This is a genomic window from Paenibacillus sp. FSL R7-0163, from assembly GCF_037969975.1.
Classification (GTDB): domain Bacteria; phylum Bacillota; class Bacilli; order Paenibacillales; family Paenibacillaceae; genus Paenibacillus_AQ; species Paenibacillus_AQ odorifer.
Genome location: NZ_CP150224.1, coordinates 6,585,274 through 6,599,908 on the forward strand (window position 1 = coordinate 6,585,274; position 14,635 = coordinate 6,599,908).

The following is a 14,635-nucleotide window of genomic DNA, read 5'->3' on the forward strand; positions in this document are numbered from 1 at the left end:
TGAGTAAGATTATGATTAAACTGGTCCATATGGATGAGTCGGCCTTTCAATTTTTCTTAGGTCAAGCTACCCGGGATTATGCGGAAGATAAGATCAGCGCCGGTGCTTGGGATCCGGAGATCGCGATGAAGCTGTCTGAGGAAGCCATAACACGCTCTTTGCCAAAAGGGCTGCACACAGATGGTGCTTATCTATATTCTATAGTAGAAATAAGCAGTGATGAACAGGTTGGTTATATCTGGTTTAACGTAAGTGAAGGCCGAGGCGGCCGCGAGGCTTTCATTTATGATTTTTATGTTTTTGAACCGTTCCAGAGTAAGGGTTATGGCAAGCAGGCTATGATCGCACTCGATGAAGAAGCCCGGGAGATGAATGTTACCAAAATCGGGTTGCACGTCTTCGGCCAGAACAATCGCGCATTTGAGTTATACAAAAAAATGGGATATATCGTAACTGACATCACAATGTCTAAAGATCTATAGTCCATAAGTGTGAGGACCTCGAAAGAGGTCCTTTTTTGTTGTTCTACTGAATTATTATGTAAATAATTGTGATAAATATATTTGAATTAGGATGATTAGGAAAATATGATTAAAAAATAAATTCCTGAAAATGGATAAATCCATAAAAGAGAAAAAGGGGGATTAAGTTGAGACCAAGGACTGTATCGTGGGTGGTTGTTTCAGCAGTTATATTACTATTACTGGTCAGCTGCAACAGTGGCGATTTACCAGGAAAGAAGAAATCTGAGTCTGAGCAAGTTCAGGCAAGTCCGGTTGCACCGCTAGCCTCTTCAGCTGTAGTTGAAGAACCATCAGAAATAGCTTTGCCTTCATTGACGGTAGAACAAAGGCTAGAGGATTTTGATTATATGTGGAAGATTATTGAGGAGAACTATCCTTTCTTAGAGGTGAATAAACGTCTCAATGGAGAGGATTGGCTTGCTAAAAAAGAGGAATACCGCAATAAAATAGCAGCCGTGAAATCGGATGATGAGTTTTTGAAACGTATGAGATTTGTCCTTAGCAGATTAAACAATGGGCATACAAATTTTATATCCAAGGAAGAATACCCCTGGTATCTACATACGTATGCTCAGTTAGGTTTTGGTTTTGAGCCTTGGGTCAACGTGTTTCAGCAGCCTAACGTATTGGCCCGTTACAACCAGAAACCTTTAGCGGAGCAGCAAAGCTCTAATGATATCAATAACGATATGCATAATGGTGGAGATGGAGTAGGAGATGTAACAAAAAAGACTTCTGGGAATGTAAAAAAAGTCATTATAGAGCCCGATCGAATCGCTTATCTCGGCATGCAAAGCTTTGACGGGAGTCTCATGGAGATGGACAGCTCCGAGATCCATGATTTTTTAATAGAGGTAAAGGACTATAAGACATTAATATTAGATATCCGCGGAAATGGGGGAGGAAACAGTAATTATTGGAGAATTCATCTTGTCCCTATGTTGATCAATAAACCTATCGAATACAATACATACTTACTTTATACAAGAGGCAAATATGCGGAGACCTTTATGCAAGCACGTCAGATTACAAAGGGGCAACAACCTATTGCTGGCATCAAAGATGAGCAACTGCCCAAGCTGCCAACCGAAGCTTTAAAGATGTTTAAGACATATAGAAAAACAAATGATGTAGTAACCCCTAATAAATCTGTTGGATTTAAAGGGAAAATCTATTTGCTGGTAGATAGCTCTGTGTATTCATCATCGGAAGGTCTTGCAGCCTTTGTAAAAGGCACCGGGTTTGCAACGGTTGTAGGCGGCAGGACAGGTGGGGATGGACTAGGGATAGATCCGCTTGTTGTTGCATTGCCTAATAGCGGTTATCTCTTCAGGTTTTCCTTTGAAATGGGTCTGAATTCTGATGGAAGTTGTAATGAAGAGGTAAAGACTGTGCCTGATGTGGAGGTTGATCCGGATAAATCTAAGCCATTACTGGACCAGCCGGCGATAAAAAAGGTATTAGAGCTTGCGCGTTCGGACACATCTGCCTGACATCCGGTGTTGCTGGCGAATATGTTCTAATATATAATGGTTTAGATCGTATAGCTTATTCGGATGATCAATTTAGCTGAAAATAGGAGTTGTCATATAAATGGCTTTGAAAGCTGGAATCGTCGGTCTTCCTAACGTAGGAAAATCCACATTGTTTAATGCGATAACGCAAGCGGGAGCAGAATCCGCTAACTACCCTTTTTGTACCATTGACCCTAACGTTGGTGTTGTTGAAGTTCCAGACGAACGTCTTGATAAACTGACTGAGCTGGTACAGCCGAACAAGACCGTACCTACTGCTTTTGAATTTGTTGATATTGCTGGTCTCGTGCGTGGTGCCAGTAAAGGAGAAGGACTAGGCAACAAGTTCCTGGCCCATATCCGTGAAGTAGATGCTATCGTGCATGTGGTTCGTTGTTTTGAAGATGAGAACGTTACCCACGTTGATGGAAAGGTAAATCCGATCAGCGACATCCAGACCATTAATCTGGAGTTGATTCTTGCTGATATTGAGAGCATTGAGAAGCGGATTGAGCGTTCCCGTAAGAATATCAAAGGCGGCGACAAGAAATACGCTCAAGAAGTTGAGCTGCTAGAACGCGTCAAAGAAGTGCTCTACGAAGATAAACCTGCACGTAGTATAGAATTGTCTGATGACGAGAAGCTTATTATCCGTGATCTTCATTTGTTAACATTGAAGCCAGTGCTGTATGCGGCGAATGTAAGTGAAGATGAAGTGGCAAGTGCTGAGGACAATCCTTATGTACAGCAAGTTCGCGATTTTGCAGCTACTGAAGGTGCAGAAGTTGTTCCGATCAGTGCTAAGGTGGAAGCAGAAATTGCTGAGCTTGAAGGTGAAGATAAAGCTATGTTCCTGGAAGAGCTGGGACTGGAAGAATCCGGGCTTAACCGGTTGATTAAAGCGGCTTATAAACTGCTTGGCTTGTATACGTATTTCACAGCAGGCGTTCAGGAAGTTCGGGCGTGGACGATTCGTCGCGGCACCAAAGCACCTGGAGCTGCCGGTGTGATTCATACAGATTTCGAACGGGGATTTATCCGTGCTGAAGTAGTGGCTTACGCGGATCTTGTGGCAGCTGGTTCCATGAACGGTGCGAAGGAACGTGGTCAACTGCGTCTTGAAGGTAAAGAATATTTGGTGCAAGACGGCGACGTAATGCATTTCCGTTTTAACGTTTAAGAAGGTTTAAGTGTACGAATGATATAGGGGTCATCTCGAGCAGTGGGAGTTTCTATTGCTGGGATGATCCTTTTTAAAAATATAAGCTTTTTATTAAGGTATTGTGCGTACGGAACTGTAGCCATTTCACAATATCTTTGGTATAATATAAAGTCGTATATCTATTTTTATGACAGTACAAATTTGATGTTATATTTGCGAATTTGAAATTGAATCAGGAGAGGTGAATTCCCTTGTTGGACCGATTGCAATCCCTGGCGGACCGCTATGAGAAGCTCAGTGAACTGCTTTGTGATCCGGATGTTGCAAACGACAGTAAGAAACTGAGGGACTATTCCAAAGAACAATCAGACCTACAGCCTGCATTTGAGGCGTATACTGAATATAAGAGCGTAATGGAAGAGCTTGAAGCTGCTAAGCAGATGCAAGGCGAAAAGCTTGATGATGAGATGAAAGAAATGGTCAAGATGGAAATTGATGACCTTTCCAAACGTCAAGTGGAGCTGGAAGAGAAAATCCGCGTGTTGCTGCTGCCTAAAGACCCGAATGATGATAAGAACGTAATCGTTGAAATTCGTGGTGCAGCGGGTGGAGATGAAGCAGCATTGTTCGCTTCAGACCTTTACCGGATGTACACTCGTTATGCTGATGCACAAGGATGGCGCGTTGAGTTAATGGATGTTAACGCGAGTGATCTTGGTGGATTCAAAGAGGTAATCTTCCTTATTAACGGCCGTGGTGCATACAGTAAGCTGAAATACGAAAGTGGTGCGCATCGCGTACAACGTATCCCAGCGACCGAATCCGGAGGTCGTATTCATACCTCTACTTCTACGGTGTCCGTGATGCCGGAAGCTGAGGCTTTTGAGATCGAGATCCATGATAAAGATATTCGCGTGGATACCTTCTGTTCAAGTGGTGCAGGTGGACAGTCTGTAAATACGACCAAGTCTGCAGTACGTGTAACCCATGTACCTACAGGCATCGTTGCTACCTGTCAGGACGGTAAGTCACAGAACTCCAATAAAGAAAAAGCGCTGCAAGTGCTTCGTGCCCGTATCTCTGATATGAAACGGCAGGAAGAAGAAGCGAAGTATGCTGGTGAACGGAAGAGTAAAGTAGGTACGGGTGACCGTAGTGAGCGCATTCGGACGTATAACTTCCCGCAGAGCCGGGTTACAGACCATCGTATTGGCCTGACACTGCACCGTTTGGAGCAGGTTATGAACGGAGAAATCACTGAAATTATCTCAGCCCTTTCAATCGCTGAACAAGCTGACTTGATGGATAATATGGATAATGGAGAATAATGCTTTGAACGATGGCGTATATGTCATGTCGGAAGTCAAAAGCATCCGGGAAGCCTTTGCGGAGGCTTCTTCTTTTTTGAGCCGGAGCGGCTGCAATGAACCGCAGCGCAGTGCACAATTGCTGCTGGAGCATGTGCTTGGAGTGTCTGGCGCAGCTTATTATATGGCGTTGGCAGATCCTTTTCCAGCAGCGGTTAAGGAAGCATTTGAGGCGGGAGTTACCCGCCGGGGCGCTGGTGAGCCGGTGCAGTATATCATCGGCGAGCAAGAATTTTACGGGCGGCCTTTTGAGGTGACGCCTGACGTGCTTATTCCGCGGCCGGAGACGGAGCTGCTTGTCGAGGCGATTTTACGTTACGGCGCGGAGCTTTGGCCAAACGGCGTTGTAACGCCGGGCGAAGCGGCGCTGGATAGCGCGGGCGGAGATACGGCCCGCAACGGAGGCGGCGCGGGGGACGTGCGCGGCGCCGCAAGACCGCTGACCGCCGTCGACATCGGCGCCGGCAGCGGAGCGATCTCCGTCACGTTGGCGGCGGAAGCGCCGGCGTGGCGGGTCTGCGCCGGCGATATTTCGCCGGCGGCTCTGGCTGTGGCCGAGCGCAACGCTTTGCGCAATGGCACAGCTGTGGACTTTCGGCTCGGCGATCTGCTCGAGCCGTTCGCGGGGATGGAGACGGATATTCTCGTCTCCAACCCGCCGTACATCCCCGGCGAGGATATCGCCGGGCTGCAGCGTGAGGTGCGCGACCATGAGCCGCGCACTGCGCTGGATGGCGGAGCGGACGGGCTGGACCCGTACCGCCGCATGATGGAGCAGCTGACGCTGCTCCCGGCACCGCCGCGCCTGATCGGCTTTGAGCTTGGCTTCGGTCAAGCTGAGCAAGTCGCTGCACTCCTTGCGGCAGCGGGCCATTGGACGGAGATTATCACCATTAATGATCTGGCTGGAATCCCGCGTCATGTGCTAGGCATAACGAAATAATATTGCCTACTTTGCAGAGGGTTCCTTTGTCCAGGGTAGAGAAATTGTATTTTCAATCCGACTTCCTTTATAATAGTATTTAGCAGGATTTCTCAGGGGATCATAAAGAAAGACCGGATATAGAGTAGGGAGGCAGAGCGTGCTTCAGAAGATTAAAAAGATTGATGGTGCTATTGTAGTCGTTCTGTTATTACTCATGGTGGTCAGCATCTTCGCCATATATAGTGTTACTCATGGAAGAGAGAAGCTGGACGGACATCATATTCGTATGATGATGTATTATGCTATTGGTTTTGTAGCTTTTATTGGAATGACCTTTTTGGATTACAGAATATTAGTGAAATATGCGATATATATTTATTTGTTTGGGATAGGGATGCTGGTGCTCGTCAGCTTTTTGGGCGAGACTAAAAATAATGCACAAGGCTGGTTGACCCTGCCTGGAGGACTGAGTCTGCAGCCTGCTGAGCTGTTCAAGTTGATATTAATTCTTTTTCTGGCGGCCATGCTTGTCCGCAAGAATAAGAGTAAGCTTCTGTTCTGGCGGGATGTTGTGCCACTCGGCCTTCTGACCTTGTTTCCATTTCTTATTGTTCTTACCCAAAATGACCTTGGGAATGCCTTGTCTTACGTTGTGATTCTTGCGGGTCTGTTGTGGATTGGCAATATTAAATACACGCATGCATTAATCGGGCTGGTCATCGTGGCTAGTTCTGCGATTGCGGGAATTATGAGTTATATCCATTATCACGATGAAATTAAAACCTTTCTTACGGATATTGGGCGATCTCACTGGATTGAACGTTTTGATCCTTGGCTTGTTCCCGAAAAGGCAACAGAAAAGGCTAAGTATCATACCACCAATGCTAGAATTGCTATTGCTTCTGGAGGAATGAGTGGTGATGGCTATATGAAGGGAGATTCCGTTCAAACGAATCGTGTGCCATATACCTACTCGGACTCCATTTTCGTGCAAATTGCCGAGGAATTCGGTTTTGTGGGGGCGGCGCTGCTGCTGCTGCTGTACTTTATCCTCATTCACCGAATGATTCTGATTGCGCTGGAGTGTAAGGATAGAGCTGGGCCGTTCTTGATTGTCGGAATTGTCGCCATGATGCTATATCAGATTTTTGAGAATATTGGCGCGTTTATTGGTCTGATGCCTTTGACTGGTATTACGCTACCTTTCATCAGCTTCGGGGGTACATCACTGCTCATCAATATGGCCAGCATCGGGCTGGTAATGAGTGTGCGCCTGCACGGGCAAGAAGTAGAAGAAGATTTTCCTAAACCTACTCCTTATGCAGCTGCCAAACAGGTGTAACCACGAAATAAAATAGAACCGTCAGGTCCTTATTGTTTAATAGGGGCTGGCGGTTCTTTTTGATGGAGGACGGCTTCGTCGGATTGGTGTAATACGTAATGCGGACCGTTTCAGGTAAGCAGGCTGGAAGTAATTCGTATTCGTATTCGTATTTGTATTTGTATCCTGACTCGGACTCAGATGCCCTTATATTCGAATATTAACTACTTATTGGATAGTATCGGACCGCAAAGACGTTATTTGATCAAAAAGACTGGATTTACTGCAAAATGGCAAGTAATAACGACTCTGGAGTCCGCAAAAGTTCCCGTGGAGCAATAAATCCATAAATAAAGTCTACGGAGTCCGATAGGTTTGGATCATAGAGTAAAATCACGTCAGAGTGTAATTTTAATAGAAAGATATTTTATAGATTGGCTACATAAATTTGGAATTATATTGACGAATGTTTTACAATAGAAAGGAACGACTTTCCCTGAGAGAGGAGAGTTGAAACCTTAACAGAGTAAGGGGCTTGCAGATGCTTCAAAAGTTCAAAAGGATTGATAAGGTAATTGTTACTGTTCTGATTTTGCTGATGGTGATTAGTATTTTTTCAATATACAGTGTAACCAATGGAAGAATAACGCCTCCGATGAAATTGGACGGATTTCATTTACAAATGCTTAAATACTATATTTTAGGTTTTGTAGTTTTTATTGTGCTCGCTTTTGTGGACTTTAAGATATTTGTTAAACATGCACTTTATATTTATCTCTTGGGCTTAGTCTTGTTAGTGTCGGTTAGTTTTATTGGTAAAGTAGAGAACGGTGCTCAATTGGGACTTGAGATCGGTGGACTTAGGTTTCAGCCTGCCGAGCTGTTTAAATTGGTATTGATTCTTTTTTTATCATCGATCTTAATTCGAAAACAAGGGTCTACCTTAACCTTCTTGAAAGGGATTGTTCCTCTCACCATTCTTACGTTCATTCCATTTGGAATAGTGATTATGCAAAATGATTTGGGAAATGCCCTTAGTTACATCGTAATATTAATTGGACTTTTATGGATTGGGAACATCAAATTGTCGCATGCGCTCATCGGCTTGCTTATAGTGGGTGGGATTGGTCTTGCTGGGATTTTGAGCTATATAAACTATCATGATGAAGCAGTCAATTTTTTTGAAGGCATTGGTAAGGATCATTTAGTGGAGCGGTTTGACCCTTGGCTGGTACCTGATTTAGCGACAGATAAGGCAAGCTATCACACGAAAAATGCCAAATTAGCTATAGCCTCCGGGGGAATGAGTGGAGAGGGATATATGCAGGGCAGCTCTGTGCAGAATAATCGTGTCCCATATACCTATTCGGATGCGATATTCGTGCAGATTGCCGAGGAGTTTGGATTTGTGGGGTCTGCGCTGCTTCTCTTGCTCTTTTTTATTTTGCTGCATCGGATGATATTGATTGCTCTCGAGAGTAAGGAGCGTAGCGGACCATTTCTAATCATTGGAATTACGGCTATGCTGTTGTATCAAATTCTTGAGAATGTTGGAGCTTTTATCGGCCTGATGCCGTTGACAGGAATAACACTTCCGTTTATCAGTTATGGAGGCACGTCTCTTCTGATTAATATGGCCAGCATGGGGGTCGTGATGAGCGTGCATCTTTATGGGCAGGATGTGGAGGAAGATTTGCAGCTGCATAAGGAGCTGGCATTGAAGTTATAAATTTAATAGATTCATAGGTTTGCAGTCTCTTATCTCCGGGCATACTACTAGCATGAGAGTTAAGAGGAGAGGGGCTGCAACAAATGAACGATAATCATATGGATAAAAGAGATTCCTTACGTGTAACTTTTAAGTATACTGCCATTTTAATTTGTTTTTTTATGGTCCTCATGATGGCTTGGGAAGGTCAAAAAACCGATGCTGCAGTAGCTGAAGTATCTATTCCCCAAGAATCTATCCGGTTACGTATTCTAGCTAATTCTGACGGAGCGCAAGATCAGCTGGTGAAACGGCAAATTCGCGATAAAATTGTGGAGCAAATGAACCAGTGGGTATCTGCTCTTGAGGATCCGCAGAGCTTGGAGCAGGCACGTGCTCTGATTAGAAATCATCTGCCGGAGCTTAACGCTTTGGTTGGATCAGAGCTCGAGAAACGGGGCATTGAATATTCCTATAAAGTGGAGCTGGGCGTAGTCCCTTTTCCAACCAAATTATACGGTGGTACCGTCTATCCTGCTGGGGAGTATGAAGCTGTACGGGTCACGCTTGGTGCAGGCAAGGGACAAAATTGGTGGTGTGTACTGTTTCCTCCGCTTTGCTTTATCGATGCGGGCTCTGGAGATGCGGCAGCACCTGCTGCTGACAAAGGTACAAAAACAGTGTCTGCTGCTGGTGCGGATAACAGTGCTAAGGTGAAATCGGCAGCTGCAAAAACAGTGCAGGCTGATTCCTCGGCAGGAAGTGCTTCATCAGGAGAAACTGCTGCTGAGCCAGAGGTACGGTTCTTCGTCTGGGAGCTGCTGCAAAACCTTTGGAACTGGATCAGTGGATTATGGTCGTAAGACCCCAGATATGTTACTATTTTATAAGCAGATCTATCACGGCTCCCTACTGGGGCCGTTTTTTGCTAAGATAAATTATATCTTCTAGAAAGCCTGTGATGAGAATGAATGAACACAATAATCCTTTATTCGCCGTTCAGCGGCGGAGTGGAAATAGAGCTGAGACTGTATACTGGAAGTTGAATTCTGTTGAGGGAACGAACTCTGAGGTATTTCAGCCGAATGAAGCTGACAAGCTGGCGATAGCGGAGGCAGCAACAATGCTTCGCGAAGGCGGAACAGTGGCTTTTACAACCGAAACCGTCTACGGGCTAGGGGCGGATGCCCGAAATACGTCGGCAGTTGAGGCTGTTTTTGCAGCAAAAGGACGGCCCTCTGACAATCCGTTAATTGTACATATTTCGGATACGGCAGCTTTGGACGAGCTTGTTGCAGAGGTGCATCCTAAGGCGGCCGCGCTGATGGCAGCTTATTGGCCTGGTCCGCTGACAGTTGTGCTTCCTGTTCGTGAAGGTGTACTGTCGCCTTGTGTGACGGCGGGTTTGGATACGGTTGGTGTGCGGATGCCGGATCATCCGGTAGCTCTGGCGCTGATAAGTGCCGCAGGTTGTCCGGTTGCGGCGCCCAGTGCTAATCGTTCGGGTCGCCCGAGCCCGACATTAGCTTCGCATGTGATGGAAGATTTGGCTGGATACATTGATGGCGTCCTTGATGGTGGTGCTGCTGGAGTGGGACTAGAGTCAACAGTCGTGCAGGTACAGCCTGACGGAAAAGTTGCTGTGCTGCGCCCCGGCGGGATTACTTCGGAGCAATTGGCTGCAGTGGTGGGAGCAGAAGCTGTAAGCTCAGAGCCCGGTAATGCTGAGGCAACTGCTGCCTCTACTACTACTGTCATGGCTGATTCGGGGACGACAATCTCTGTTGTTGATTTAAGTACTGCTGAGCCAATCACAGCTAAAGCAACTACAGCACAATCTTCAGCGGATTGCCTGAATGTTAACAATCGTGAGCCTTTCGAAAGGGCATCCGCATCTATTGAGCAGCATGGTGCGGATGCTGCTGGCGGCATTTCGGCACCGCGCGCGCCGGGCATGAAGTACACGCACTACGCGCCGCGCGGCTGGCTTGGTGTAGTGCGCGGCTCTTCCCCGCAGCGCGTGGCGGACGAAGCCGCAAGTCAACTTCAGGCGGCGCAGCTAAACGGCGAGGTCACGGGCCTGCTCCTCTTTGAGGAGCATAAGGCCCTTTATCCCGCCGACCCTGCCGCCTGTGTCCTTTCCCTTGGCTCGTTATCCTCGCCGGAGGAAGGGGCCCGCTCCCTATATGCCGCTTTGCGGCGGTTCGATGAAGCGGGAGCGACTTACATCTTAGCCGAGGCTTGCCCGTATACGGGCCTCGGCGCTGCCATCATGAACCGGCTTATGAAAGCCGCCGGTGGATCCGTCATCGACGCCGGATAACCACGGCGTTGCTTTTTCGTATATGACTCCTATATGAAGTCATGATTACCCCCTTGTCCGCATATCGTTGTTGTACAAGATATTTCGGACTTGGGGGGTTAAGCATGGGCTTAGGAGATGTATATACCGAATGGGGGCAGATTGTTACCATTACTATAATGGCGGTTGCATTAGGGATGGATGCCTTTTCGCTCGGTGTAGGGATCGGTATGAAAGGTATTCGTCTGCTGCATGTTCTGCAAATGAGTCTGCTCATTGCTGTTTTTCATATGCTGATGCCTCTCCTGGGTTTGTTGACAGGAAGTTATGTCGGACACTTGTTAGGTCAAGTAACGACTTATGCTGCTGGAGGTCTTCTAGTTCTTTTGGGCGGGCATATGGTGTACAACTCCTTTCGTCCGGATACGGGAAGCTCGCGAGCTATGGATCATCGAACCTTGTGGGGGATGATACTTCTTTCGCTCAGTGTGAGTATTGACTCTTTCTCCGTGGGTGTATCACTGGGGATGTTTGTGAATGGAGTGCTTTTGACCATCTTAGCCTTCGGTGCCTGCGGGGGACTAATGTCGATTCTAGGGTTGCTAATAGGACGGCATGTCAGTCGTGGTCTCGGGGATTATGGAGAAGCACTAGGCGGTGCAATACTTCTGGGGTTTGGCTTGCTATTCATCTTTTGATACAATAACGGCATTAGAATATTTAATTTCATGGGGGTGCAAAACATGCTGCATATTTTATTCGTCTGCACCGGAAATACATGCCGAAGTCCTATGGCTGAGGGGCTTTTACGAAAGCTCGCGAAGGAACGTGGAATCGACCTGGAAGTGCGGTCTGCAGGTGTATCCGCCATTTCCGGTACTTCTATATCAAGACATGCTGCAGCTATACTGCAGGAAGAAGGAATTCATGATTCAATGGAGTCGTCACAATTGACAGGTCAAGCTGTCGCTTGGGCCGACCTCGTGCTGACCTTGACGGGTGGGCATAAGCAGCATTTGCTGCAGTATTTTCCGGATGCTGTAACGAAAACCTATACATTGAAGGAATACGTGCATGATGAAGATGCGGTGACGGAAGATATCAAGGAATTGGACAGCCTTTACGCAGATGCGGAGTTGAGCTTAGCCCTTGGTGGTGAACCGAATGCAACGGATCTGCAGCGGATGATTGAGATTCGCCAGCGTATTCCGAGCTTCGATATTTCTGATCCATTTGGTGGCACGCGTGAGGACTATGAGCTAACTGCTGCTGAGATTCGCACTGCGCTATTCAGTTTGCTGGATAAGCTGGAAACCTTCCGCCATTTGTAAATGGTTGATTTTCAGTTCACTTTGCTTTAAGATGAAGTTACAAATAATCGGTTCCGATGTAACTGGCGACAAATGTGGATCAAACCACGATGGAGCATCGGAATAAACGGCCGGTCGCCTGGGCAAAAGAGCAAATCCGCAGCTACCTGCGGACTGCTCTTTTTTGTTTAAAATAAGCTTGTTTGAAGTTTGAGGAGGTAGAGTGATGGACGAAGTTGTAGAGCTATCATTAACTGAAGCCACCGTCACTGTGTTAAGAGAGTTGGCGGAGGCTGGTAACCTTGGGTCAGGCAAAATTGTTGTCGTCGGAGTGAGCACAAGTGAAGTTGCTGGTGTCCGGATTGGAACTGGTGGTGCACTTGAAGTTGCAGAACAATTGCTTGAAGGTGTTCGTTTAGTAGCAGCGGAAAAAGGATTTCATCCGGTGTATCAGTGCTGCGAGCATTTAAATCGTGCACTTGTAATGGAACGCTCTCTGCTAGAATCACTTGGTCTGAAGGAAGTATCAGCTGTACCTATACGAGGTGCTGGAGGTTCGATGGCTACGGCTGCTTATCACGCTATGAAAGATCCTGTTTTGGCGGAAACGATAGAAGCTCATGCTGGTTTAGATATTGGCGAGACTCTGATAGGAATGCATTTACGGCGGGTAGCCGTTCCTTTCCGTCCGACTCTACGCTACATTGGAGCAGCCAGAGTGAATGCGGCATGGACCAGACCCCCACTAATTGGCGGGGAACGTGCGGTATATCGTGCTCCAGAACAAAGTGGTTCACAGTTTTGTGATTAACGAACTTTAGTTTTTATATTTTTTGCAGAAACGTAGACCTAAGTCACTTTATGGCGGGCAAATCGTTTCTACTTAAATACAACATATCTACACACACTAGGGAGGAAATAAGAACATGGAACAATTGCGTAAGAGTGACCCGGCAGTACTGGAAGCGATGGAACTGGAACTGAAACGTCAGCGTGCCAACATTGAGCTTATTGCCTCAGAGAATATCGTTAGCGAAGCCGTAATGGAAGCTATGGGCTCCGTGCTTACGAACAAATATGCAGAGGGTTATCCAGGCAAACGATATTATGGTGGCTGTGAAGATGTAGATATCGTTGAGAACCTTGCTCGTGATCGTGCAAAAGAATTGTTTGGCGCGGATCATGTCAACGTACAACCACATTCCGGCGCTCAAGCAAATATGGCAGTTTATCTGGCTGCGCTTAAGCCTGGCGACACTGTTCTTGGAATGAATTTGGCTCACGGCGGTCATTTGACACACGGTAGCCCAGTTAATGCTTCAGGATTGCTTTATAACTTCGTTGCTTATGGAGTACAAGAAGATACTTTCCTAATTGATTATGATGAAGTACGTAAAGCAGCCTTCAAGCACCGTCCAAAAATGATTGTAGCTGGTGCCAGTGCCTATCCGCGTATTATTGATTTCGAAAAACTTGGCGCTATCGCCAATGATGTGGGTGCGCTATTTATGGTAGATATGGCCCATATCGCAGGATTGGTTGCTGCTGGTCTTCATCCGAGCCCGGTTCCTCATGCTCATTTCGTTACAACTACTACGCATAAGACTTTGCGCGGTCCCCGCGGAGGTATGATTATGTGCAGACAGCCGTGGGCAGCTGCTATTGATAAAGCGGTATTCCCTGGTTCCCAAGGTGGACCTTTGATGCATGTAATTGCTTCAAAAGCAGTCGCATTTGGTGAAGCATTGCAGCCATCCTTTAAGACTTATGCTCAAAATGTAGTGAAGAACGCTAATGTTCTTGCAGAAACGTTGATCAGTGAAGGGGTTAACATTGTATCCGGAGGTACAGATAACCACTTGATGCTGCTGGATACCCGTAATCTGAACATTACCGGAAAAGATGCGGAAAAAGTACTAGATTCCATCGGGATTACTGTGAATAAAAACGCAATTCCATTTGATCCTACAAGTCCTTTTGTAACAAGCGGTATTCGGATTGGTACACCTGCAGTCACATCCCGTGGTATGGACGAGCAGGCAATGGTCACTATTGGACGTATCATTGCTAATGTTCTAAAGAATCCGAAGGATGAGGCAAACTTGGCAGAATCTGCCCGTCAAGTGGCTGAGTTGACTGACCAATACCCTCTTTATCCAGAGTTGAAATACTAAATTTTTGCTTCCAATAAGAAATGATTCTGCCTCCATTCATACCCTCTTCCGGGTTTGATGGAGGCTTTTTTGTTGCATATTGTTCACAAATATTACTGCAGTTAATAGATGAAATTGAATGAAATTAATCTTGAAAGTTCATGGAACTTTCAATAAAATTAGTGAAAATAATGTGAATAGTATGAAAAAGCCAAAGTTGCACAACATAATCTAGGTTTTATAAGTGATTGGTTTCCTAATTAAGCCAATCATTACCTTTAAAAACAAGGAAATACAAGGGAATATGTTCAATGTGAGTTCAAGTACCATTCTGAGGTGAAATGCAGCG

13 protein-coding genes and 1 riboswitch are annotated in these 14,635 nt (G+C 46.2%); all 13 genes read left to right on the top strand.

Annotated features, from left to right (window positions below; translation table 11 throughout):
* Window positions 1-11 precede the first annotated feature (11 nt).
* The 13 genes from NST45_RS28890 to glyA all read left to right on the top strand — a co-directional run bounded on the left by NST45_RS28890 (window position 12) and on the right by glyA (window position 14,307).
* On the top strand, window positions 12-482 hold the full coding sequence (locus NST45_RS28890; protein ID WP_235219460.1) for a GNAT family N-acetyltransferase: 471 nt from the start codon (window positions 12-14) through the stop codon (window positions 480-482).
* 167 nt (window positions 483-649) lie between these two features.
* On the top strand, window positions 650-2,017 hold the full coding sequence (locus NST45_RS28895; protein ID WP_051491197.1) for a S41 family peptidase: 1,368 nt from the start codon (window positions 650-652) through the stop codon (window positions 2,015-2,017).
* Between the two features lie 100 nt (window positions 2,018-2,117).
* Window positions 2,118-3,218 carry a redox-regulated ATPase YchF gene (gene ychF, locus NST45_RS28900; protein WP_036681604.1) on the top strand — a complete coding sequence of 367 codons (1,101 nt, stop codon included), beginning with the start codon at window positions 2,118-2,120 and terminating at the stop codon, window positions 3,216-3,218.
* A gap of 233 nt (window positions 3,219-3,451) precedes the next feature.
* Complete coding sequence (gene prfA / locus NST45_RS28905) at window positions 3,452-4,528, top strand: peptide chain release factor 1 (RefSeq protein WP_076144618.1); 1,077 nt, start codon at window positions 3,452-3,454, stop codon at window positions 4,526-4,528.
* Complete coding sequence (gene prmC / locus NST45_RS28910; protein ID WP_076316157.1) at window positions 4,518-5,510, top strand: peptide chain release factor N(5)-glutamine methyltransferase; 993 nt, start codon at window positions 4,518-4,520, stop codon at window positions 5,508-5,510. The genes prfA and prmC overlap by 11 nt, the downstream gene beginning before the upstream one ends.
* A gap of 139 nt (window positions 5,511-5,649) precedes the next feature.
* Complete coding sequence (locus NST45_RS28915) at window positions 5,650-6,834, top strand: FtsW/RodA/SpoVE family cell cycle protein (protein WP_038573650.1); 1,185 nt, start codon at window positions 5,650-5,652, stop codon at window positions 6,832-6,834.
* 520 nt (window positions 6,835-7,354) lie between these two features.
* On the top strand, window positions 7,355-8,542 hold the full coding sequence (locus NST45_RS28920) for an FtsW/RodA/SpoVE family cell cycle protein (protein WP_339824390.1): 1,188 nt from the start codon (window positions 7,355-7,357) through the stop codon (window positions 8,540-8,542).
* Between the two features lie 83 nt (window positions 8,543-8,625).
* The gene (gene spoIIR / locus NST45_RS28925; RefSeq protein WP_081382511.1) at window positions 8,626-9,384 is read left to right on the top strand and encodes a stage II sporulation protein R; all 759 of its coding nucleotides are present in this window, start codon (window positions 8,626-8,628) and stop codon (window positions 9,382-9,384) included.
* Window positions 9,385-9,488: 104 nt separating this feature from the next.
* On the top strand, window positions 9,489-10,844 hold the full coding sequence (locus tag NST45_RS28930) for an L-threonylcarbamoyladenylate synthase (RefSeq protein WP_076140837.1): 1,356 nt from the start codon (window positions 9,489-9,491) through the stop codon (window positions 10,842-10,844).
* A 104-nt stretch (window positions 10,845-10,948) separates the two neighbouring features.
* Window positions 10,949-11,521, top strand: coding sequence for a manganese efflux pump MntP family protein (locus NST45_RS28935; protein WP_038573646.1), 573 nt, complete (start codon window positions 10,949-10,951; stop codon window positions 11,519-11,521).
* A 45-nt stretch (window positions 11,522-11,566) separates the two neighbouring features.
* Window positions 11,567-12,154, top strand: coding sequence for a low molecular weight protein arginine phosphatase (locus NST45_RS28940; RefSeq protein ID WP_036681588.1), 588 nt, complete (start codon window positions 11,567-11,569; stop codon window positions 12,152-12,154).
* A 48-nt stretch (window positions 12,155-12,202) separates the two neighbouring features.
* Window positions 12,203-12,285, top strand: a riboswitch (ZMP/ZTP riboswitch).
* A 74-nt stretch (window positions 12,286-12,359) separates the two neighbouring features.
* Window positions 12,360-12,944: a TIGR01440 family protein gene (locus tag NST45_RS28945; RefSeq protein ID WP_076099682.1), complete on the top strand. Its 585-nt coding sequence runs from the start codon at window positions 12,360-12,362 to the stop codon at window positions 12,942-12,944.
* 115 nt (window positions 12,945-13,059) lie between these two features.
* Window positions 13,060-14,307 (top strand): serine hydroxymethyltransferase, encoded by a 1,248-nt coding sequence (gene glyA, locus NST45_RS28950; protein ID WP_038573642.1) that lies wholly within the window; start codon window positions 13,060-13,062, stop codon window positions 14,305-14,307.
* Window positions 14,308-14,635 lie beyond the last annotated feature (328 nt).

Coding starts and splice junctions, on each gene's coding strand:
- NST45_RS28890 (WP_235219460.1), top strand. CDS start 12: ATGATTAAACTGGTCCATATGGATGAGTCGGCCTTTCAATTTTTCTTA.
- ychF (WP_036681604.1), top strand. CDS start 2,118: ATGGCTTTGAAAGCTGGAATCGTCGGTCTTCCTAACGTAGGAAAATCC.
- prmC (WP_076316157.1), top strand. CDS start 4,518: ATGGAGAATAATGCTTTGAACGATGGCGTATATGTCATGTCGGAAGTC.
- NST45_RS28920 (WP_339824390.1), top strand. CDS start 7,355: ATGCTTCAAAAGTTCAAAAGGATTGATAAGGTAATTGTTACTGTTCTG.
- spoIIR (WP_081382511.1), top strand. CDS start 8,626: ATGAACGATAATCATATGGATAAAAGAGATTCCTTACGTGTAACTTTT.
- NST45_RS28930 (WP_076140837.1), top strand. CDS start 9,489: ATGAATGAACACAATAATCCTTTATTCGCCGTTCAGCGGCGGAGTGGA.
- NST45_RS28935 (WP_038573646.1), top strand. CDS start 10,949: ATGGGCTTAGGAGATGTATATACCGAATGGGGGCAGATTGTTACCATT.
- NST45_RS28940 (WP_036681588.1), top strand. CDS start 11,567: ATGCTGCATATTTTATTCGTCTGCACCGGAAATACATGCCGAAGTCCT.
- NST45_RS28945 (WP_076099682.1), top strand. CDS start 12,360: ATGGACGAAGTTGTAGAGCTATCATTAACTGAAGCCACCGTCACTGTG.
- glyA (WP_038573642.1), top strand. CDS start 13,060: ATGGAACAATTGCGTAAGAGTGACCCGGCAGTACTGGAAGCGATGGAA.